The sequence below is a fragment of the Microbispora bryophytorum genome (genome assembly GCF_006874465.1).
GTDB lineage: Bacteria > Actinomycetota > Actinomycetes > Streptosporangiales > Streptosporangiaceae > Microbispora > Microbispora bryophytorum.
The window spans coordinates 154,289-174,027 of sequence record NZ_VIRL01000001.1 but is presented as its reverse complement, the minus strand read 5'-3'; the positions used below and the strand labels follow the sequence as shown (position 1 = coordinate 174,027).

18 protein-coding genes and 1 pseudogene are annotated in these 19,739 nt (G+C 71.2%); 14 read left to right on the top strand and 5 right to left on the bottom strand.

Annotation, left to right across the window (positions count from 1 at the left end):
• Positions 1–37: 37 nt before the first annotated feature.
• A complete protein-coding gene (locus FLX07_RS00855) occupies positions 38–391 on the bottom strand; it encodes a DUF742 domain-containing protein (protein WP_142567490.1) in 354 nt (117 codons plus the stop codon).
• Entirely contained in the window at positions 388–2,433 is a 2,046-nt protein-coding gene (locus FLX07_RS00850; RefSeq protein WP_167748061.1) for a sensor histidine kinase, read from the bottom strand. The genes FLX07_RS00855 and FLX07_RS00850 overlap by 4 nt, the downstream gene beginning before the upstream one ends.
• Before the next feature lie 233 nt (positions 2,434–2,666).
• Here FLX07_RS00850 and FLX07_RS00845 point away from each other — a divergent pair, with 233 nt between their 5' ends.
• The 5 genes from FLX07_RS00845 (at position 2,667) to FLX07_RS00825 (ending at position 7,852) form a co-directional block, all read left to right on the top strand.
• A complete protein-coding gene (locus FLX07_RS00845; RefSeq protein WP_142567488.1) occupies positions 2,667–3,617 on the top strand; it encodes a DMT family transporter in 951 nt (316 codons plus the stop codon).
• Between the two features lie 9 nt (positions 3,618–3,626).
• Complete coding sequence (locus tag FLX07_RS00840; protein ID WP_142567487.1) at positions 3,627–4,241, top strand: GntR family transcriptional regulator; 615 nt, start codon at positions 3,627–3,629, stop codon at positions 4,239–4,241.
• A gap of 189 nt (positions 4,242–4,430) precedes the next feature.
• Positions 4,431–4,802: a hypothetical protein gene (locus FLX07_RS00835; RefSeq protein WP_142567486.1), complete on the top strand. Its 372-nt coding sequence runs from the start codon at positions 4,431–4,433 to the stop codon at positions 4,800–4,802.
• A 514-nt stretch (positions 4,803–5,316) separates the two neighbouring features.
• Positions 5,317–6,786: a sugar transferase gene (locus FLX07_RS00830; RefSeq protein ID WP_189104850.1), complete on the top strand. Its 1,470-nt coding sequence runs from the start codon at positions 5,317–5,319 to the stop codon at positions 6,784–6,786.
• Between the two features lies 1 nt (position 6,787).
• Positions 6,788–7,852 carry a glucose-1-phosphate thymidylyltransferase gene (locus tag FLX07_RS00825; protein WP_142567485.1) on the top strand — a complete coding sequence of 355 codons (1,065 nt, stop codon included), beginning with the start codon at positions 6,788–6,790 and terminating at the stop codon, positions 7,850–7,852.
• Between the two features lie 96 nt (positions 7,853–7,948).
• On the opposite strand, the pseudogene FLX07_RS00820 reads toward FLX07_RS00825, so the two are convergent.
• Positions 7,949–9,136, bottom strand: a pseudogene (locus FLX07_RS00820) (RNA-guided endonuclease InsQ/TnpB family protein); the annotation flags it as partial.
• Positions 9,137–9,290: 154 nt separating this feature from the next.
• Here FLX07_RS00820 and rfbB point away from each other — a divergent pair.
• From rfbB to FLX07_RS00800, 4 genes are all read left to right on the top strand, one after another.
• Positions 9,291–10,262, top strand: coding sequence for a dTDP-glucose 4,6-dehydratase (gene rfbB, locus FLX07_RS00815; RefSeq protein WP_142567483.1), 972 nt, complete (start codon positions 9,291–9,293; stop codon positions 10,260–10,262).
• 10 nt (positions 10,263–10,272) lie between these two features.
• A complete protein-coding gene (gene rfbD, locus FLX07_RS00810; protein ID WP_142567482.1) occupies positions 10,273–11,130 on the top strand; it encodes a dTDP-4-dehydrorhamnose reductase in 858 nt (285 codons plus the stop codon).
• Positions 11,131–11,257: 127 nt separating this feature from the next.
• Complete coding sequence (locus tag FLX07_RS00805) at positions 11,258–12,046, top strand: WecB/TagA/CpsF family glycosyltransferase (RefSeq protein WP_142567481.1); 789 nt, start codon at positions 11,258–11,260, stop codon at positions 12,044–12,046.
• A 4-nt stretch (positions 12,047–12,050) separates the two neighbouring features.
• Positions 12,051–13,220: a hypothetical protein gene (locus tag FLX07_RS00800; protein WP_142567480.1), complete on the top strand. Its 1,170-nt coding sequence runs from the start codon at positions 12,051–12,053 to the stop codon at positions 13,218–13,220.
• Here FLX07_RS00800 and FLX07_RS00795 read toward each other — a convergent pair.
• Together FLX07_RS00795 and rfbC are read right to left on the bottom strand one after the other, a co-directional pair.
• Complete coding sequence (locus FLX07_RS00795; RefSeq protein WP_142567479.1) at positions 13,215–14,060, bottom strand: glycosyltransferase family 2 protein; 846 nt, start codon at positions 14,058–14,060, stop codon at positions 13,215–13,217. The two genes, FLX07_RS00800 and FLX07_RS00795, sit on opposite strands and share 6 nt — an antisense overlap.
• Positions 14,061–14,085: 25 nt before the next feature.
• Positions 14,086–14,652: a dTDP-4-dehydrorhamnose 3,5-epimerase gene (gene rfbC, locus FLX07_RS00790; protein ID WP_142567478.1), complete on the bottom strand. Its 567-nt coding sequence runs from the start codon at positions 14,650–14,652 to the stop codon at positions 14,086–14,088.
• A gap of 177 nt (positions 14,653–14,829) precedes the next feature.
• Between rfbC and FLX07_RS00785 the strand changes: the two genes are divergently transcribed.
• Genes FLX07_RS00785 through FLX07_RS00765 form a run of 5 tightly spaced genes read left to right on the top strand, consistent with a single transcriptional unit; the run spans position 14,830 to position 19,736 of the window.
• Positions 14,830–16,044, top strand: a complete 1,215-nt coding sequence (locus FLX07_RS00785) for a class I SAM-dependent methyltransferase (protein WP_142567477.1) — start codon at positions 14,830–14,832, stop codon at positions 16,042–16,044.
• Positions 16,041–16,820, top strand: coding sequence for a glycosyltransferase family protein (locus FLX07_RS00780; RefSeq protein ID WP_142567476.1), 780 nt, complete (start codon positions 16,041–16,043; stop codon positions 16,818–16,820). The genes FLX07_RS00785 and FLX07_RS00780 overlap by 4 nt, the downstream gene beginning before the upstream one ends.
• On the top strand, positions 16,817–17,464 hold the full coding sequence (locus FLX07_RS00775) for a PIG-L deacetylase family protein (protein WP_142567475.1): 648 nt from the start codon (positions 16,817–16,819) through the stop codon (positions 17,462–17,464). Before FLX07_RS00780 ends, FLX07_RS00775 begins: the two co-directional genes overlap by 4 nt.
• Positions 17,464–18,483: an NAD-dependent epimerase/dehydratase family protein gene (locus FLX07_RS00770; protein ID WP_142567474.1), complete on the top strand. Its 1,020-nt coding sequence runs from the start codon at positions 17,464–17,466 to the stop codon at positions 18,481–18,483. The genes FLX07_RS00775 and FLX07_RS00770 overlap by 1 nt, the downstream gene beginning before the upstream one ends.
• Positions 18,480–19,736 (top strand): DUF4910 domain-containing protein, encoded by a 1,257-nt coding sequence (locus tag FLX07_RS00765; RefSeq protein ID WP_208762019.1) that lies wholly within the window; start codon positions 18,480–18,482, stop codon positions 19,734–19,736. The genes FLX07_RS00770 and FLX07_RS00765 overlap by 4 nt, the downstream gene beginning before the upstream one ends.
• Positions 19,737–19,739: the final 3 nt, after the last annotated feature.

Genomic DNA, 19,739 nt, shown 5'->3' with positions numbered 1-19,739 from the left:
GAGCGGGCGACGCCCCGCGAGGGGGACTCCCGACGCCTCACAGCGCCTGGAGTCCCTGGATCACCTCGCGGAGGATGCGTTCCTCGGGCAGCTGGGCGACGGTGGCCTGCGGCCGCGCGCTGATCAACCCCTGGTCGCGCAGGTCGCTCAGCAGGATGCGCACGACGTTCAGCGACAGGCCGAGCTCCGAGGCCAGGTCGGCCACGGACACCGGGATCCGGCACAGCTGCAGGATCCGCCAGTGCTCGGGGGCCAGCCCGGAGATCCCGCTGTACGCCGCGGGAGCCGTCCTGATGACGGTCATCAGATCGAACTCGGGCCCGCTCGGACGCGTACGGCCACGGGTGAGCGTGTAGGGACGCAGTAGCGGCCCGTCCTCCTGCTCGGTCACGAGTCCTCCTGAGCGCGTCGCCAGCCCGCCTGGAAGGAGGAGAACAGGTCACCCTGCTCCTCCATGAGCTGCGGCGCCAGGTTGGCCTGCCGCACCCGGCGGGGCAGGGAATCCTGGGCGCCGCCGCCGCCGATCGGCGGCGTGAGGGCCAGGGCGGGGGGCGGGGCCTCCGGCTGGGCGAGGCGCTCGACCGTCGGTTCCCTCGTGTCGTTCTCCACCACGATCTCCTGCGGGAGCAGGAGCACGGCGCTGGTCCCGCCGTACGGCGAGGTGCGCAGCGAGACGCGGATGTTGTGCCGCCGGGCCAGCAGCCCGACGACGAACAGCCCGAGCCTGTCGCTGTCGGCCAGGTCGAACTCCGGCGGGTCGGCGAGCCGCGCGTTGATGTGCGCCAGCTCCTCCGAGGGGATGCCGAGCCCGCGGTCCTCGACCTCGATGGCGAAGCCCCGGGCGACCAGCTCCCCCCTGACCTGCACGCGGGTCTGCGGCGGGGAGAAGACCGTGGCGTTCTCGATCAGCTCGGCGAGCAGGTGGACGACGTCGGTGACGCTGCCGCCCGCGAGCGAGTACCCGTGCGGCATGTTCACGTCGACCCGCAGGTAGTCCTCCACCTCCTCGGTGGCGGCGCGGGCCACGTCGTACAGCCGGACCGGGTTGCGCCAGCCGCGGCCGGGCACGGCGCCGGACAGGATGATCAGGCCCTCCGAGTGGCGGCGCATGCGGGTGGTGAGATGGTCGACGCCGAACAGCCGTTCCAGCAGGTCGGGGTCGGTGATCTCCTTCTCCAGGCCGTCCAGCATGCCGAGCTGCCGCTGCAGCAGCGACTGGCTGCGCCGGGCCAGGTTCAGGAAGACCTTGTTGACGCCCTTGCGCAGCTCGGCCTGGCCGACGGCCGCCTCGATCGCGGTGTGCTGCACCGAGGTGAAGGCGCGGCCGACGTTCTCGATCTCGACGGTGCCGCTGGCCTGGGCCATCGGCGGCGTCTCGGCCGCCACGTCGACGTCCTCGCCGCGCCGCAGCCGTCGTACCAGGTCGGGCAGTCGCCGTCCGGCCAGGTCGGCCGCGGCCCGGTGCAGCATGCTCAGCTCGCCGGTCACCGTACGGGCGAACCGGAAGGAGATGAACGCGGTCGCGAGCACGGCCGCGAGGCCGAGCCCGCCGACGATGCCGATGTCCCAGAGCACGCTCTGCGCCAGCGGCGCGGCGCGGGCGGCGGTGACGCCGGCGGCCGCGCCGGTCGTCTCGGTGAGCTGACGGGTCAGGGCCTGGGCCGTCGTCGGCCAGGCGATCGCCTCCGGCGGAAGCGGCTGCCCCGGCCGCACCCTGGCGATCACGTCGTCCTCCAGGGAGAGGAACGACGTGTAGGTCGGGGTGGAGTTCAGCGTGCCGTACTGCTTGAGCAGGCCGGCGTCGAGCTGGCTCGTGCCGAGCTGGTAGAGCAGGCGGCGCTTGCCGACCATCCCGGAGAAGGCGTCCCGCTCGTCCTGCGTCATCCGCCCGGACGCCTGGGCGCCCAGCACGAGCGCGGACTGCTGGCTCACCATCTCGCGGCTGCGGGTGATGAGGATCAGCGCCTTGGTCTGCTCGATGATGTCGATGTCCGGGGAGATCATCAGCCGGTCGTAGACCTGGTGGGCGGTCTCGACGACCGAGCTGTACTCCTCGATCACGTCGAGGCGGGTGAGCCGCTTGTCGTCGACCTGGCCACGCAGGACGTCGAGCCGGTCCAACTGCCGGATCAGGTCCTGGAGCCGGTCCCACATGGCGGCAGGCGTCTCGTCGCGGGCCTGCTCCGACAGACGGGTCAGCAGAACCGCGGTGGCGTCGGTCTTGCGGCGCTGCACCCGAAGGTCGGTGTGCAGCGCAGAGGTGCGCCAGGCGAGGTAGCTCACCGACACGAACCGCTCGCTCTGCAGCTCGTTGATGGCCTCACCGACGGGATAGACGATGTTGTCGTAGACCTTCTGAATGCGCAGGAGCTGCTTCCCCTGCTCGATGGTCAGTGCGGCGGCGAACCCCCAGATCACCACCAGGGCGGTCAAAGGCACTAGCAGAATCGCGAATATTTTGAAGCGGATGGACCGTTTCCGACCAGCCATCAGACCTGCCCGTCGGTTACACACGTGTTAACAGTGGCGAAACCATAGCAATGCGTCAGTCTCCGCTACCAGGGATCGTTCCTAACGACTTGGGCCACAGCCCCATATCGGCACAGTCTCGACGTTGTGGAGCAAAGCTCTTGCTGATCGCTGTCTAGTTGTCAGACAATCTGCCCATGAACTCCAGATCCGGCCCGCTCGCGGTGGTGGCGGCGGCCGTCCTGTGGGGGACCGCGGGCACCGTCGGCACCCTCGCCTCCGCCGCCTCCGTATCGCTGGCCGCGGCCCGCCTCGTGCTCGGCGGGGCCCTGCTGGGGACGTTGGCGCTGGTCACGTACCGCCGCACCTCGAATGGGAACGTTCCCGCGCGCCGGTCGCCGATCGTGTCGCTGATCTTGGGAGCCGTCGCGGTCGCGGCCTACCAGCTGTGCTACTTCGCCGCGGTCGCCAGGACGGGCGTGGCGATCGGCACGGTCGTGGCCATCGGCAGCGGCCCGGTCTTCACCGGTCTCCTGTCCTGGATCGCCGGGCGCGAGCGGCCGAGCGGGCGCTGGGCGCTTGCCACGGCCGCCGCGGTCGCCGGATGCGCGGTGCTCGTCACCGGCGGGAGGGGAACGGGCGGTGTGGGCGCGGGAGGCGTGGACGCGGGAGGTGTCGCGCTCGCCCTCCTCGGCGGGCTCCTGTACGCCTTCTACGCGGTCGTGGCGGCCCGGGCCATCGGCGGGGGGATGGCGTCGGGGGTCGTCATGGGCGCTCTGTTCGGCGGCGCGGCCGTGCTCATGCTGCCGGTCCTCGTGCTGACCGGACCGGGCTGGCTCGCGCACCCGGGCGGCCTGCTCACCGCGCTCTACCTCGGCTGCGCCACGACGGGACTGGCCTATCTCCTGTACGGCCGGGGCCTGCGCACGACCCCCGTCGCCACGGCGGCCACGCTCGCGCTGGCCGAGCCGGCCGTCGCGGCCCTGCTGGGCGTCGTGGCGCTGCGCGAGCACCTGTCCCCCGTCTCCTGGGCCGGTCTGGCGCTGCTCGCCCTGGGGCTGGTCGTGGTGGCGCTGCCCGCCGGGGCGCGCGACCCGGACGCCGTCACACCCGGGACGGCGCGGGCGGCGGCGGGAAGCCGCCAGTAGGCTCGGCCCGTGACCACCCTGAGGCCCGTCTCCACCGTCGAGGCGCTCGCCGCCGCGCTGCGCGAGCGGGTGCTGTCCGGGGACATCGAGCCGGGGGCCGCGCTGCCCGAGCAGGAGCTGTCCGCACGGTACGGCGTGGCCCGCCCCACCGTGCGGGAGGCGCTGGCGCTGCTCGTCCACGAGGGACTGCTGCGGCGCGAGCGCAACCGCAGCGCCTACGTCCCGGTGATCACCTCCGCCGACCTGGCCGACCTCATGTACGTACGCGCGCCGCTGGAGGAGCTGATGGCCGAGGCCGTCGCGGGGCGGCGGGTGACGGCGGCGGAGGAGGCGCTGGACCGCCTGTCCGGCCTGCCGCCGGGTGCGCCCTGGGCGGCCGTGGTGGCCGAGCACATGGCGCTGCACGAGGCGCTCGTCGCCGCCGCCGCCAGCCCCCGCCTGGAGCGCCTGTACGCCACGCTCGCGGCCGAGACGCGGCTCGGGCTGGCCGGGCTCAGGACCGCGTACGAGGATCCGCGCGAGCTCGCCGCCGAGCACGCCGCGCTGCTGCGGGTCATCGCCGAGGGGCCGGCGAGCGAGGCCGTCCGGGCGGTGCGCGAGCACCTGCGGTGGCGGCACCCCTGAGCCGGGAGGAGCTTCGGGCGATTCCTCCTGCACGTTCTCCACGGGTGCGGATTTCCCCCGCGCGGTTCCCCGTGGTTCCCCGTGGCCGCGATTCCCCCGCACCGCTTTCTCGGCGCGGTTTCCCTTGCACCGCTTTCTCAGTGCGGTTTCCCTTGCACCATGCCGCTCCAAGTCGTCACAATCGCGCCCATGCACGGCAACCCAGTGCCGGACACCTATGTGTACGTCACCGAAGAAGGTGTGACACGTCACTACGCCGACGGCAGCGTCGAGGCCCTCGCTTGGGAGGATGTGGTCGAGGTCCGCGTCGGCGGCCATGACGACCAGGATCCGCCCGGGCAGCCGGAGGACGTCTTCATCGTCCTGCTGGACCGTGAGGGCGAGGGCTGCGTGGTCCCGCACTCGGCGACCGACGCGAGTTTCCTGGCCCGGTTGCGCTACCTGCCGGACTTCGACCTCGACCGGCTGAGCACCGCGGTCGAGAGCGCATGCTCGGACTACGTCGTCGTGTGGCGCAGCCCGGAGCCGCCGTCCCCGCTACCCGACCTCGAATACGACTAGAGGTGGGGGCGGCGGGCCCGCCGACGGGGCGGGGTGGGCTTCCTGCGCTGTTTCGAATGCGGTTCGGTGAGTTCGGGCCCGCGCTCGGCTGTCCAATCGGCATCGCAATCGATGTCATTGAACCGGCGGGTAAGGCCGAGTCGGATTGTGGAGTCGATTCGGCCAAATAGCGTTCTCGAGGTCCAGGGAGGCACGTATTCGCTCATTCGCGAGCCCGTCACTCCTCGTCCCGGGCGCGTATGAGGCGGCCGTATAGGCACGGTACGCATCGTCTGTAGTGGCGGTATATGCCGTGCTGGGGGCCGGTGGTGCCATATTGGACCGTTCCCGTCAAGCCCTCCAGGCGGGGTCATTGCGACCAATTGTGGACAGGCGGCTTACGTTCCCTACCGGGCGGTCGCTGTCTAGCATCATCCTCGTGCGGGCACGCCTCAAATGGGTGAGTCGTGGGTCAACCTTTGAGACGCCAGAGGCGTCAATCACCTGGACGGTCCGACTACCTAGGCGCGGTGAGATGGAATCGCAAACGGAGTTGGCGGAATCGGAGGGGTTTCCCCGCAAAGTCCATGTGCGGCTGCCGGTGAGCGCGTTGTCGGGTTCCTATTCGAAGATCCTTATGGCGGGAGACCTGCTCTGCGCTGTCGCCGCCCTCGCCGCCGTCGAGTTCACGCGCCTGTGGTTCGGCGCCTTCATCCCGGTGTACGACCTCGCGTTCGGCGCGACCCTGACGATCTTCTGGCCGCTGGTCGTGGGTGTCGCCGGCGGCTACCGCGGACGCGCCCACGGCGAGGGGACCGAGGAGTTCCGCGCGGTCGCGCAGGCGGGCCTGGGCCTTATCGCGGCCGTCGCGATCGGGGCGTACCTCACGCAGACGAACGTCGCCCGCAGCTACGTCATGGCGATGTTGCCGCTCGCCACGGTGCTGACACTGCTGATCCGGCACCGCATGCGCAAGCGGCTGCACCGGCTGCGCATGAAGGGCCGGTACATGCGGCCGGTCGTGGCGGTGGGGCACCGGCAGTCCGTCCACGAGCTGGTGTTGCAGCTCAGGCGGCAGCCGTACCACGGCATGCAGGTGGTGGCCGCCTGCCTGCCGAACGGGCAGTACCGCAGGCAGCGCTCCGACGTCGACGGCGTACCCGTGCTCGGAGACTTCCGGGACGTGCCCGCCGTGGTCGACAAGGTCGAAGCCGACGCGGTGGCGGTCCTCTCGTGTCCCGAACTCCACGGCGCCGCGCTGCGCCGCCTCGCCTGGGGGATCGAGTCGCGGGGGACCGACCTGTTCGTCGCCCCCGCGCTGATGGATGTCGCGGGGCCGCGCATCAGCGTCCGCCCGGTCGCGGGGATGCCGCTGCTGCACGTCGAGCACCCCGACCTCCAGGGCTCCCGGCGGCTCGTCAAGAACGGCTTCGACCGGATCGTGGCGGCCGCGTTCCTCCTCGTCCTGCTCTTCCCGATGCTGGTCATCGCGGCGGTCGTGCGCGCCACCAGCCCGGGCTCCGCCCTGTTCCGGCAGACCCGGATCGGCCGGTACGGCCGTGAGTTCCACATGCTGAAGTTCCGGACCATGGTCGTGGACGCCGAACGGCTCAAGCCGGTGCTGGCCACATCCAACGAATCGGACGGCGTGTTGTTCAAAATTCGGAACGATCCACGCATCACCCGCGTGGGCCTGCTGCTGCGCCGCTACTCGCTGGACGAGTTGCCCCAGCTCCTCAACGTGCTGCGCGGTGAGATGTCGCTCGTCGGGCCGCGCCCGCCGCTGCCCGCGGAGGTCGATCGGTACGGCACGGACGTGCACCGGCGCCTCGTCGTACGGCCGGGCATGACCGGGCTGTGGCAGGTGAGCGGCAGGTCGGATCTGTCCTGGGAGGAGTCGGTCCGGCTGGACCTGCGGTACGTGGAGAACTGGTCGCTCCTGCTCGACCTGCAGATCCTGTGGAAGACGTGGTCCGCGGTCACCGGCGGCAGGGGGGCCTACTGACATGAAGGCCCTCGTGCTCGCGGGCGGGTCCGGCACCCGGCTGCGGCCCATCACCCACACCCGCGCGAAGCAACTGGTCCCGGTGGCCAACAAGCCCGTCCTGTTCTACGGTCTCGAGTCGATCGCGGCGGCCGGCGTCAGCGAGGTCGGCATCGTCGTGGGCGACACCCAGGACGAGATCGAGGCGGCGGTGGGCGACGGGTCCCGGTTCGGCCTGCAGGCGAGCTACCTCAGGCAGGAGGCGCCGCTCGGGCTGGCGCATGCCGTCCTGATCGCCCGCGACTACCTCGGCGACGACGACTTCGTCATGTATCTGGGCGACAACTTCATCGTGGGCGGCATCGAGAGCCTGGTCGGCCGCTTCCGGGAACGGCGGCCGAGCGCGCAGATCATGCTGACCCGGGTGTCCGATCCCCGTCAGTTCGGCGTCGCGGAACTGGCCGGCGACGGCCGGGTCGTCGGCCTTGAGGAGAAGCCGCGCGAGCCGAAGAGCGACCTCGCCCTGGTCGGCGTCTACCTGTTCACCCCCGCGATCCACGAGGCCGTGGCGGAGCTCAAGCCGTCCTGGCGGGGAGAGCTGGAGATCACCGACGCCATCCAGTGGCTCATCGACGCCGGCCACGAGGTCGAGCCCGCGGTCATCTCGGGATACTGGAAGGACACAGGGAACGTCGCCGACATGCTCGAGGTGAACCGGCTGGTGCTGGAATCCCTGGAGGGCCGTGTCGACGGCGACGTCGAGGACTCCGAGCTCATCGGCCGGGTCGTGGTGGAGGCCGGCGCCTCGGTGCGCCGCTCCCGCATCGTCGGCCCGGTGGTCGTCGGTGCGGGGGCCGTCGTCGACCGTTCGTACGTCGGCCCGTTCACGTCGATCGGCGCCGACTGCGTGGTCAGCGGCAGCGAGATCGAGTACTCGATCGTGCTCGCCCGCTCGTCCATCGAGGGGGTCCGGCGGATCGAGGCCTCGCTGATCGGCCACGACGTCGAGATCACACCGGCGCCGGACACGCCGAAGGCGCACCGGCTGGTGCTGGGGGACCACAGCAGAGTCCAGATCAGTTCCTGAGCCCTGCCGCCCGTCCGGCACAATCCGTTCCAGTCCCGAGCTCGAAGACAGGTGTAGACCTTCTTTGACTTCCTCCCGGCCCTGAAGGACCGGGATTCCCGCCCTCACGGGCCGGGCTTCCTGCTTCACCGCCGACCGCCGAAGGGAGGACCCTTGCGGACTCACGTCAGCTCCTCAGGCAGACACCGCTCGACCAGCGGCCAGGATGTTCTTCGCGGCGTTGAGGTCCCGGTCGTGCCGGGTGCCGCAGTCCGGGCACGTCCAGTGCCGGGTGGAAAGGCTGAGGGTGGCGAGCAGGTGCCCGCACACCGAGCAGATCTTGGACGAGGGGTACCAGCGATCGATCACGATCAGGCGCCGCCCGCACCGCTGGGTTTTGTACTCCAGTTGGCGGCGGAACTCCCCCCACCCGCAATCGGAGATCGCCCGCGCCAGGGACCGGTTGCGGATCATGCCTTTGACGTTGAGGTCTTCGATCACGATGAGGTCGTGGTCGCGGACCAGCCTGGCGGAGGTGCGGTGCAGGAAGTCGGCGCGGGCTTCCCGCACTTTGGTGTGGGCGCGGGCGACCTTCGCCCTGGCCTTGGCCCGGTTGTTACTGCCGCGCTGTTTGCGGGCCATCCTGCGCTGGTAGCGGGCCAGCTTTTTGGCTTTGCGCTCCAGATGGCGGGGATTGGGGATCTTCTCGCCGGTGGACAGGACGGCGAAGTGGGTCACCCCGAGGTCGATCCCGGTGTGGCTGCTGGTGGCGGGCGCCGGCTCGGGTTCGGTCGCGGTCTCCACCGCGAGGGAGGCGTACCAGCGGCCGTCGCTGTCGCGGGAGACGGTCACCGTGGTCGGGTCGATCGTGGTGGGGTCGACCTCCGGCCAGGACCACACGAACGCGATCGGGCCGTCCATCTTCGCCAGCCACAGTTGCCCATTCCGCCAGCGAAACGCCGAGCGGGTGTAGGTCGCCGATTGCCTGCCACGCCGGGACTTGAACCGCGGATACTTGGCGCGTCCGGCGAAGAAGTTCACGAACGCCGTGTGCTGGTGCCGCAACGCCTGCTGCAACGGGACGCTGGACACCTCGTACAGGAAGTCGTGACCGCCGTCGCGTTTCAGCTCGGTCAGGTACCGGTCGGTCTGCGCATAGGGCATTGTCACGCCCTCGGCGCGGTAGCGGGCCTGCCGCCACGCCAGGACCGTGTTCCAGACCAGGCGTACGCAGCCGAACGTGCGGTTCAGCACCGCTACTTGTTCGGCGATGGGGTAGACCCGCACCTTGTAGGCCGTACGCATGTTCGCATTTTACAAGTACTTTGCCTGACCGTCAGTGGAAGGAGCAAATCATGAGCGCTTCGCGCTCTGGGCTGCCCCGGCTTCGCCGGGCCACCCCTCACGGGGTCCGGATTCCTCCCGGCCCTGAAGCACTGGGCCTCCTCCGGAGAATCCGGTGAAGTTACTGGTCACCGGCGGCGCCGGGTTCATCGGCTCCCACTACGTCCGTACGCTTCTCACGGGCGGATACCCGGCCTTCGCCGGGGCGTCCGTCACGGTGCTCGACCGGCTCACGTACGCGGGCAGCCTCGCCAACCTCGCCCCGGTGGAGGGGCGGTACGACTTCGTCCACGGTGACGTGTGCGACGCGGGCCTGCTCGACGAGGTGGTGCCGGGCCACGACGTGGTGATCCACTTCGCGGCGGAGTCCCACGTCGACCGGTCGATCGACGGCGCGGCGGACTTCGTGAGGACCAACGTGCTGGGCACGCAGACGCTCATGGACGCGTGCCTGGCCGCCGGGGTGAGGCGCATCGTCCATGTCTCCACCGACGAGGTGTACGGATCGATCGAGACGGGGTCGTGGGACGAGGACGCGCCGCTCGCGCCGCGCTCGCCCTACGCCGCCTCGAAGGCGGGCGGCGACCTGATCGCCCGCGCGTACGCGGTCACCCACGAGTTGCCGGTCTGCGTCACGCGGTGCGGGAACAACTACGGGCCGTACCAGTACCCCGAGAAGGTCGTCCCGCTGTTCATCACCAACCTGATCGAGGGCAGGCCCGTCCCCCTGTACGGCGACGGCGGCAACGTCCGCGACTGGATCCACGTGTCCGACCACTGCCGGGCCATTCAACTCGTCGCCGAGGTGGGCGAGCCGGGGGAGATCTACCATGTGGCCGGCACGGCCGAGCTGACCAACCTGGAGCTCACGCGGCGCCTGCTCGACCTGCTCGGCGCCTCGCCCGACCTCGTCAGACGGGTGGAGGACCGCAAGGGGCACGACCGCCGCTACTCCCTCGACGACCGGAAACTGCGTGCCCTCGGCTACGCGCCCCAGGTGTCCTTCGACGACGGCCTGGAGGCGACCGTGCGGTGGTACGCCGACAACCCGTCGTGGTGGAAGCCGCTGCGGGCCGAGGTCCGGTGACGGCGACGTCATGAGATGGATGGTCACCGGCGCCGCGGGCATGCTCGGCGCCGATCTCACCGCACTGCTGGCCGGCGAGGGAGAGGACGTCGCCGCGCTGTCCCGGCGCGACCTCGACCTGTGCGACCCGTCGGCCGTCCGGGAGGCGGTCCGTACGGCGAAACCGGACGTCGTGGTGAACTGCGCGGCCTGGACGGCCGTGGACGAGGCGGAGACACGCGAGCGGGAGGCGCTGGCGGTCAACGGTGACGCCGTGCGCCCGCTCGCCGCCGCGTGCGCCGGCCACGGCGTGACGCTCGTCCACCTGTCGACCGACTACGTGTTCGACGGCACGGCGCGGACGCCGTACGCCGAGGACGAGCCGGTCAACCCGGTCAACGCGTACGGGCGGACCAAGGCGGCGGGGGAACGGGCCGTCCTGCGGCACGGCGGCTACGTCGTCCGCACGGCCTGGTTGTACGGCGCGCACGGCCCGAACTTCGCCAGGACGATGATCAGGCTCGCCGCCGGGGGCGACCCGGTGCACGTGGTGGACGACCAGCACGGCCAGCCCACCTGGACGGCCGACCTGGCGGCCCAGATCGTGCGGCTGGTGCGTGCGAGCCCGGCCCCCGGCGTCTACCACGGGACGAACGCCGGTCAGACGACGTGGTACGGCTACGCCCGGGAGATCTTCCGCCTGCTCGGCGCCGACCCGGACCGCGTCAGGCCCACGAGCAGCCGGGACTTCCCCCGCCCGGCCCGGCGCCCCGCGTACGGCGTTCTCGGGCACCAGGCATGGGGAAGGGCGGGGCTGACCCCGATGCGGGACTGGCGCGAGGCACTGCGCGACGCCTGGCCCCGGATCGCCGGCTCCGGCGAGTTGTGACGTTCGCGGGCGTGCGTGCGATAACCCATGGACGGCAACCCATGGACGGCATGCCGCGGCGGCGTAAATGGACGGTGGGATTCGTGGACGGATCGGTGGCGCACGCTGTGGAAAGGACTGTCCCCCGATGACGGCGCCGGGACGGGCACACAGGCGGTCGGTGCTGGGCATGACGCTGGACGCGCTGACCATGCGGCAGGTCGTCGCCGCCTGTGTGGAGGCGGTGGACGGCGGCGGACGGCTCGACATCGGCGTGGTGAACGCGGCGAAGATCGTCACCATGCGCCGGGACCCCGAGCTGCGGCGGTCGGTGCTCGACTGCGATCTCGTTCTCGCCGACGGGCAGGCCGTCGTGTGGGCCGCGCGCCTTCTGGGCCACCGGCTGCCGGAACGCGTGGCCGGGATCGACCTGTTCACCGAGCTGCTGGCCGAGGGGGAGCGGCGCGGATACCGGCCGTACTTCCTGGGGGCCACGCCGGAGGTGCTCGCCCTGCTGGTCGAGCGGGTGCGGCGCGACTTCCCCGGCCTGCGGATCGCCGGGTACCGCGACGGCTACTTCCCGGTCGAGGAGTCCGCGCGGGTCGCGGAGGAGATCGCGCTGTCGGGAGCCGACCTGCTGTTCCTCGGCATGACCTCGCCGAAGAAAGAGATCTTCGTCCGAGACTGGGGCGAGGCCACCGGGGCGAAGGTCGTGCACGGGGTGGGCGGCGCCTTCGACGTGCTGTCCGGGCACACCCGCCGGGCGCCGCGTGCCTGGCAGCGCCTCGGGTTCGAGTGGCTGTACCGCCTGCTGCAGGAGCCGGTGCGCCTCGGACCCCGGTATCTGAAGACCAACGGGATGTTCCTCCTCCTCGTGGCCGCGGGACTGATCCGTGGCCGCGGCCGTCTTGCGAGTTCCGCCGATTCTCTGGAGTGACAACGTGACGCAGCACCGCAGAATCGCCCTGCTGGGCCCGGGCGCGCCGGCCGGCCTGCTGCCGGCCATGGTGGACCTGGCGGTGCGCGGACTGCCGCCCGGCTACGTGGACGGGGAGTTCGTGTTCACCCGCAGGGGCGTGCGGCGGCCGGACGGCACGTGGGACGCCGTCGCGGAGGGCCGCAGCCTGCGTTATTCGGCGATCGTCGCGCTCGGCGTGGCCACGCTCCCGGAGGAGCGGCAGCGCGCCGCGCTCGCCGGAGACACCGCCGCCGACCTGGCCGGGCGCCTCGTCGAGCGGCTGCCCGGCGTGCGCGGTCTCGGCGACGCGGCCCTGATCTGCTGGGCGGCGGCGGAAACCGGACATCCGGGGCTGGACGAGGCGCTGCGGCACCTGGCCGGGATCGACCGGCTCGCCTCCTCGGGTCAGGTGTACACGGTCGAGGCCGCCTGGGAGCTCGCCGCGCTCGTCGCCGCCAGGACGACGCTGGGGGCGAGTTCCGGGCTGGACGGCAGGCTGGAACGCGCCCGAGCCCGGCTGCTCGGCGGGCTGGCGTCCGACCGCCTCTACCGGCACGTGCTCGGTCCGTCGTCCGGGCCGCTCGTGCCCTGGTACCGGGCGCACGTCGGCTGCTTCGCCGACCAGGTGTACCCGCTGCAGGCGCTGGCGCGGCTGCACGCCGCGGTCGGAGACGCCGACGCGCTCGCTGCCGCGGAACAGATTGCCGCGGGGATCTGCGCGGCCCAGGGCGCCGAGGGCCAGTGGTGGTGGCACTACGACGCCCGCACCGGCGCCGTGGTCGAGGGGTATCCCGTCTACAGCGTCCATCAGCTCGCGATGGCCCCGATGGCTCTGCTCGACCTCGCCGACGCCGGGGGGACGGCCTACCTGGACGAGATCGGCGAGGGCGTGCGCTGGATGAGCGAGCGGCCCGAGTCCGACGAGTCCCTCATCGACGAGCGGCTGAGCCTCACCTGGCGGAAGGCGGCCAGGGCGGACCCGAAGAAGCTGGTGCGCGGCCTGCGCGCGGTGGCCACCCGCACCCGTCCGGCGGCCCGGCTCGCCACCCTCGACCGGTTCTACCCGCCGGTCGCCGTCGACCGCGAATGCCGGCCCTACGAGCTGGGCTGGCTCCTGTACGCCTGGCTGTTCGAGCTGCCGCGCCGGTCATGATCCCGGCGCCCGGCTGCTCTCGTCGCGCAGCCAGGTCGTGTAGTCGCCCGCCCGTACGGCGCGGCGCGCCCTGCGCCGCGCCAGCACCGTGACGCAGGTGAAGACGGCCGCCGCCGGGAGCAGCCACGGCTCCCGTGCGGCCATAAGGACCAGGTCGCCCAGGCTCGTGCGCGCGGACGGCCCGCCCGGACCGGTCTCGCGTTCCAGCTCGCTCACGCTGGTCGCCGCGCGGACACGCCGGCGCAGCAGGTCGGCGAACGTGCGGGGGGTCTGGATCCCGGCCCGCGCCTCCGCCACGACCACCCGCTCGTCCTCGCCGAACGCCAGGGAGGCGGCCAGGTCGTCGGCCATGACCGGCGGGAGCGCGCGAATCCGGTCGTTGCCCGCCTCGGTGACCGCGATAACTCCGCGGCCGAACAGCCCCGTGCGCACGTGCGGCAGGCGGGTCCAGATCGCGTAGTACGCGCGGACGGTCCACGGCCGGCCGGCGAGCGCCAGATCGCGTTCGGGCGCCGCCGCGAGCAGCGGGCCCGGGTCGCCGAGACGGGCCACGAGCGCGCGTACGCTCGCGGTGCTCACGGTGAGGTCGGCGTCCACGTAGAGCCGGGGAAAGCCGCGGGCCGCCCGGTCGCCGAGACGCAGCGCCTCGCGTTTGGACGCCACCGGCGTGCTCAGCACGCGCACGCCGTGCGCCCGCGCGACAGACTCGGTCTCGTCGGTGCACCCGTTCGCGACGACCACGACGTCGAACTCGCCCGGCCGGGCGTCGCCCAGCAGCCCGGAGAGCAGGCGGCCGAGGACCGGAGCCTCGTTGTGCGCGGGGATCACGACGCTCGTCACACGAGCAGTATGGGCTTCCGCCGGGTCAGGAGGGCCGGTATCTCGGGAGGATTCCGGAATCCAGCGCCTCGCTCAGCGTGGGCGCCGCGGCGTCCTTGTCCGACAGGACCGGCTCACCGTCGAGCCGCCAGTCGACGCCGATCTCCGGATCGAGCGGGTGCACGCCGTGCTCGCGCCCCGGCGTGTACGGCTGGGAGCACAGGTAGAGCACCGTGGCCTGCTCGCTGAGGACGGCGAACGCGTGGCCGAGGCCGTCCGGCACGTACACCGCGCGCCGGGACACGTCATCGAGGACGAGCCCCTCCCACTTGCCGAAGGTCGGTGAGCCCACCCGCAGGTCCACCACGACGTCGAGCACCGCCCCGGAGACGCAGGTCACGTATTTGGCCTGGCCGGGCGGTACTTCCGCGAAATGGACGCCGCGCAGCACGCCGCGCCGGGACACCGAGCAGTTGACCTGGGCCAGCTCCATGCCGTGCCCGATCGCCTCGCGTAACTCCCCCACCCTGAAACATTCGAGGAAGTCGCCCCGGATGTCGCTGTGGATTCGTGGGGTGAAGCTCCACGCTCCCTCGATACTCATCCGCTCCATGGCCGGAATCATGACACAGGCGTCTTGTAACGCTCGCGGTCCATCGCCCGACTTATGACTGTCGGACTCCGGTGCTGGGAGGGAAATGCCAGCTCAGTTTCTGTCGGTTACGCCTGCCCGGAATTCATCCGGAAAACGGCCGGCGCGACGTTGTCCGCGCGGTCGGAGGAGGTTCTGATGACGACGTGCCGGCTGTGCGGGTCCGCGAGCCTCGTCGGCGTGGTCGACCTCGGCGCGACGCCGCCGTGCGAGCGGTTCCTCGGCGCGGAGCAGCTCGACGAGCCGGAGACGACCTATCCGCTGCATCTGCGGGTGTGCACCGACTGCTGGCTCGCCCAGATCCCCGCGCTCATCACGCCGCAGGACACCTTCACCGAGTACGCCTACTACTCGTCGTACTCCACCTCGTGGGTGGAGCACGCGCGGCAGTTCGTGACGGACGCGGCCGAGCGGCTGCGCCCCCGGTTCGTGGTGGAGGTGGCGAGCAATGACGGCTACCTTCTGCGGCACGTTGTGGAACGCGACATTCGGTGCCTCGGCATCGAACCGTCGGTGAACGTCGGCCAGGCGGCCAGGGACAACGGGGTCCCGACGGTCACGGCGTTCCTCGGGCCGGAGACGGGCGCCGCCGTACGGGCCGAGCACGGGCCCGCCGACCTCGTCGTGGCCAACAACGTGTACGCGCACATCCCCGACGTCATCGGCTTCACCCGGGGGCTGCGCGCGCTCCTGGACGACCGGGGCTGGGTCTCCATCGAGGTGCAGCACCTGCTGACCCTCATGGAGCTCAATCAGTACGACACCATCTACCACGAGCACTTCCAGTACTACACGGTCGCCTCGGCCGAGCGGGCGCTCGCGAGCGGCGGGCTCGCCCTGGTCGACGTCGAGCTGCTGCCGACCCACGGCGGATCGATCCGGCTGTGGGCCCGCCCGGCGGAGCTCGGCGCGGAGCCGAGCCCGCGCGTGGCCGAGGTGCTGGCGGCGGAGAAGGCCGCCGGGCTGCACGAGCTGTCCGGCTACGCGCAGTTCGCCGAGCGGGTGGCGCGGGTCCGGCGGGAGCTGCTGACCTTCCTCCTCGACGCCGCCGCGCAGGGCAGAACGGTCGTGGGCTACGGCGCCCCCGGCAAGGGCAACACCCTGCTCAACCACTGCGGAATCCGCCCGGACCTGCTGCGTTACACGGTGGACCGGAATCCCTACAAGCACGGACGGTTCACCCCCGGCGCGCGGATCCCCGTCCTCCCGCCGGAGCAGATCGCCGTCGACCGCCCCGACTACGTGCTGGTGCTTCCGTGGAACCTGAGGGAGGAGTTGACCGCCCAGCTCTCGTACGTACGCGAGTGGGGAGGCCGGCTGGTCTTCCCGATCCCCAGACTGGAGATCGTGTGAAAGTCGTCCTCTTCTGCGGAGGCCGGGGCACCAGGATGCGCAGCGATCTTCCTGGTGGGGACATTCCCAAGCCGATGCAGCTCGTGGGCCCCCGTCCGTTGCTCTGGCATGTGATGCGGTATTACGCGCATTTCGGACATCGGGATTTCATCCTCTGTCTCGGATATGGCGCGCAACACATCAAGAGTTTTTTCCTGAACTACCAGGAAACGGCGTCCAATGATTTCGTCCTGCGCAACGGCCGGGTGGACCTGTTGTCCACCGACATCTCCGACTGGTCGGTCTCTCTCGTGGACACCGGGGTGGACGCGCCCATCGGGGAACGGCTTCGCCGGGTACGCCCCTATCTTGAGGGCGATGAGATCTTTCTGGCGAACTACGCGGATGTGCTCACCGACGCGCCGCTGTCCGACATCGTCGAGCGGTTCCGCGCCGCGGACGCCGGGGCGTCGATGATGGTGGTCCCGCCGTCCAACACCTTCCACTGCGTCGACGTGGGCGAGGACGGCAGGGTCGGCTCGATCACGCCGGTCAGCGACATGCCGTTGTGGGTCAACGGCGGTTTCTTCGTGCTCCGCCAGGAGGTCTTCGACCACATCCCCGTGAACGGCGACCTCGTGGCCGACGGCTGCGCGGAGCTGGCCAAGCGCGGGCGCCTGCTCGCCTATCCCCACCGCGGCTACTGGCGGCCGAGCGACACCGTCAACCAGCGGCTGGAGCTGGACCAGGCGTGGGAGCGCGACGACCGGCCGTGGGCGCTGTGGGAGCAGGTGTGATCGGGCTGCGGCCCGGCCGCGTGCGCAGGATCGCGGCACTCGCGGCGCACTGCGACGACATCGCGATCGGGGCGGGCGGCACGCTGCTGACCCTCTGCGCCGCGCACCCCGGCGTCCGCGTGGACGCCCTGGTGCTGTCCGGCGGCGGCACCGCGCGGGAGGACGAGGAACGGGCCGCGCTCGCCGCCTTCTGCCCCGGCGCCGACCTGCGGCTGACCGTGCTGAAGCTGCCCGACGGGCGGCTGCCCGCCCACTGGGACGAGGCCAAGAACGCCGTCGAGGAACTGCGCGCGGAGGGCGACCCCGACCTGGTCGTCGCCCCCCACCGGGGCGACCTGCACCAGGATCACCGGGGTCTCGCCGAACTGGTGCCGACCGGGTTCCGCGACCACCTGGTTCTGGGCTACGAGATCGTCAAGTGGGACGGCGACCTCGGCCGGCCGTCGGTCTACCAGCCGCTCACCCCCGGCGTGGCGGAGGAGAAGGTCGCCCTGCTGCAGAGCCACTACCCCTCACAACGGCACCGCCCCTGGTACGACCCGGAGGCATTCCTCGGCCTCGCCCGCATCCGCGGGATCGAGTGCCACGCGCGGTACGCCGAGGCCTTCCACGTGGACAAGCTCACCCTCGACCTGGAGAACTGATGCGGCTACTGCTGACCGGACACCAGGGCTATCTCGGCACGGTCATGGCCCCGGTGCTCGCCCAGGCCGGCCACGAGGTGGTCGGCCTCGACTCGGGGCTGTTCGCCGACTGCGTGCTCGGCCCTCCGCCCGCCGACCCCGAGACGTACGCGGTGGATCTGCGGGACGTCCGGCCCGACCACCTGGCGGGGTTCGACGCCGTCGTCCACCTCGCCGCGCTGTCCAACGACCCACTCGGCTCGCTGGCCCCCGAGCTGACCTACGACATCAACCACCACGCCTCCACGCGGCTGGCCCGGCTCGCCAGGGACGCCGGAGTGCGGCGGTTCCTGTACGCGTCCACGTGCTCGGTGTACGGCGCGTCGGGCGGCGACGACCTGCTGGGCGAGGAGGCGCCGCTCCGGCCGGTGACCCCCTACGCGGAGTCGAAGGTCCGGGTCGAGGACGACCTGGCCGCTCTGGCGGACGACGATTTCACCCCCGTCTTCATGCGCAACGCGACGGCCTTCGGCTTCTCGCCGAGGTTGCGGGCCGACATCGTGCTCAACAACCTGGTCGGCCACGCGTGCCTGTCGGGAGAGGTGCGCGTGCTGTCGGACGGCACGCCCTGGCGCCCGCTGGTCCACGCCCGCGACATCGCGGAGGCGTTCTCCACCGCGCTGACCGCGCCCAGGGAGGCGGTGCACGCCAAGGCGTTCAACGTGGGCACCGAGCGCAACAACCTGACCGTGGCGGAGATCGCGGCCGAGGTCGTCGAGGCCGTGCCCGGCGCCACGCTCGTGATCACCGGTGAGGCGGGCGCCGACCCGCGCTCCTACCGGGTGGACTTCTCCCGAATCAGGGCCGCCCTCCCCGGGTACGAGGCCCGCTGGGCGGTCAAGGACGGCGCGGTGGAACTGGCCGACGCCTACCGCGAGTACGGACTGACCAGGGAGGACTTCGAGCGCCGCTTCACCCGGCTCGCCCGCCTGTCCGACCGGCGGGAGACCGGCGCCGTCGACTCCTCGCTGCGCCCATGAGCGAGATGCACGCGCTGGTCAGGCGGCTCTACCCGCTGTGCCGCAGCATCACCGGATCCGGCCTGCGGCGCACCCTGGAGATCATCGGCGAGTCGATCCCGCTGGAGATCAGCGAGGTGCCCACGGGCACCCAGGTCCTCGACTGGACCATTCCCAAGGAATGGAACATCCGCGACGCCTACATCAAGGACTCCTCCGGGACCCGGATCGTCGACTTCGCGGCCTCCAACCTGCACGTGGTCGGCTACAGCGTGCCGGTGTCGGCGACCATGACCCTGGAGGAGCTCCGCCCCCACCTGCACACGCTTCCCGGACAGCCCGGCCTGGTGCCGTACCGCACCAGTTACTACGCCGAGACGTGGGGGTTCTGCCTCAGCGAGAACACGCTGGCGGGGATGGGACCGGGTCCGTACGAGGTGCGGATCGACTCGACGCTCGCGGACGGGCACCTGACGTACGGCGAGCACGTGATCCCGGGCCGCAGCGCGGAGGAGGTCCTGATCTCGTGCCATGTCTGCCACCCATCGCTGGCCAACGACAACCTGGCGGGCGTCGCGGTGGCGACCCGGCTGGCACGGCTGCTGGCGCAGGAGGAGCGGCGCTACACCTACCGCTTCCTGTTCGCGCCGGGCACCGTCGGCTCCATCGCCTGGCTGGCGCGCAACCGGGACCGGGCCGGCCGGATCAGGCACGGGATCGTGCTCGCCTGCGCGGGAGACCGCGGACCGATCACCTACAAGCGCAGCCGGCGGGGGGAGGCCGAGATCGACCGGGTCTTCGCCCACGTCCTGCGGGACCGCCCGCACACGCTGGTGGACTTCTCCCCTTACGGCTACGACGAGCGGCAGTATTGCTCGCCCGGGTTCGACCTGCCGGTCGGCTGCCTGACCAGGACCCCGTACGCCGGCTATCCGGAGTACCACACCTCGGCGGACGATCCGGACTTCGTCACCGAGGAGGCGATGCGGGACACGCTGGACGCCTGCGTGCGGGCCTTCGGGATGCTGGAGCGCAACCGCGCCTACGTGAATCTCAGCCCGTACGGTGAGCCCCAGCTGGGCAGGCGCGGCCTGTACGAGTCCCTCGGCGGGCGCAGCGACACGAAACAGGCGCAGATGGCGATGTTGTGGGTGCTGAACCAGTCCGACGGCGCGCACAGCCTGCTCGACATCTCGGAACGATCTGGATTGCCGTTCGACGTGGTGGCGGACGCGGCCCAGGCTCTGCTGGTCGCGGGACTCGTGAAGGAGTAGCCG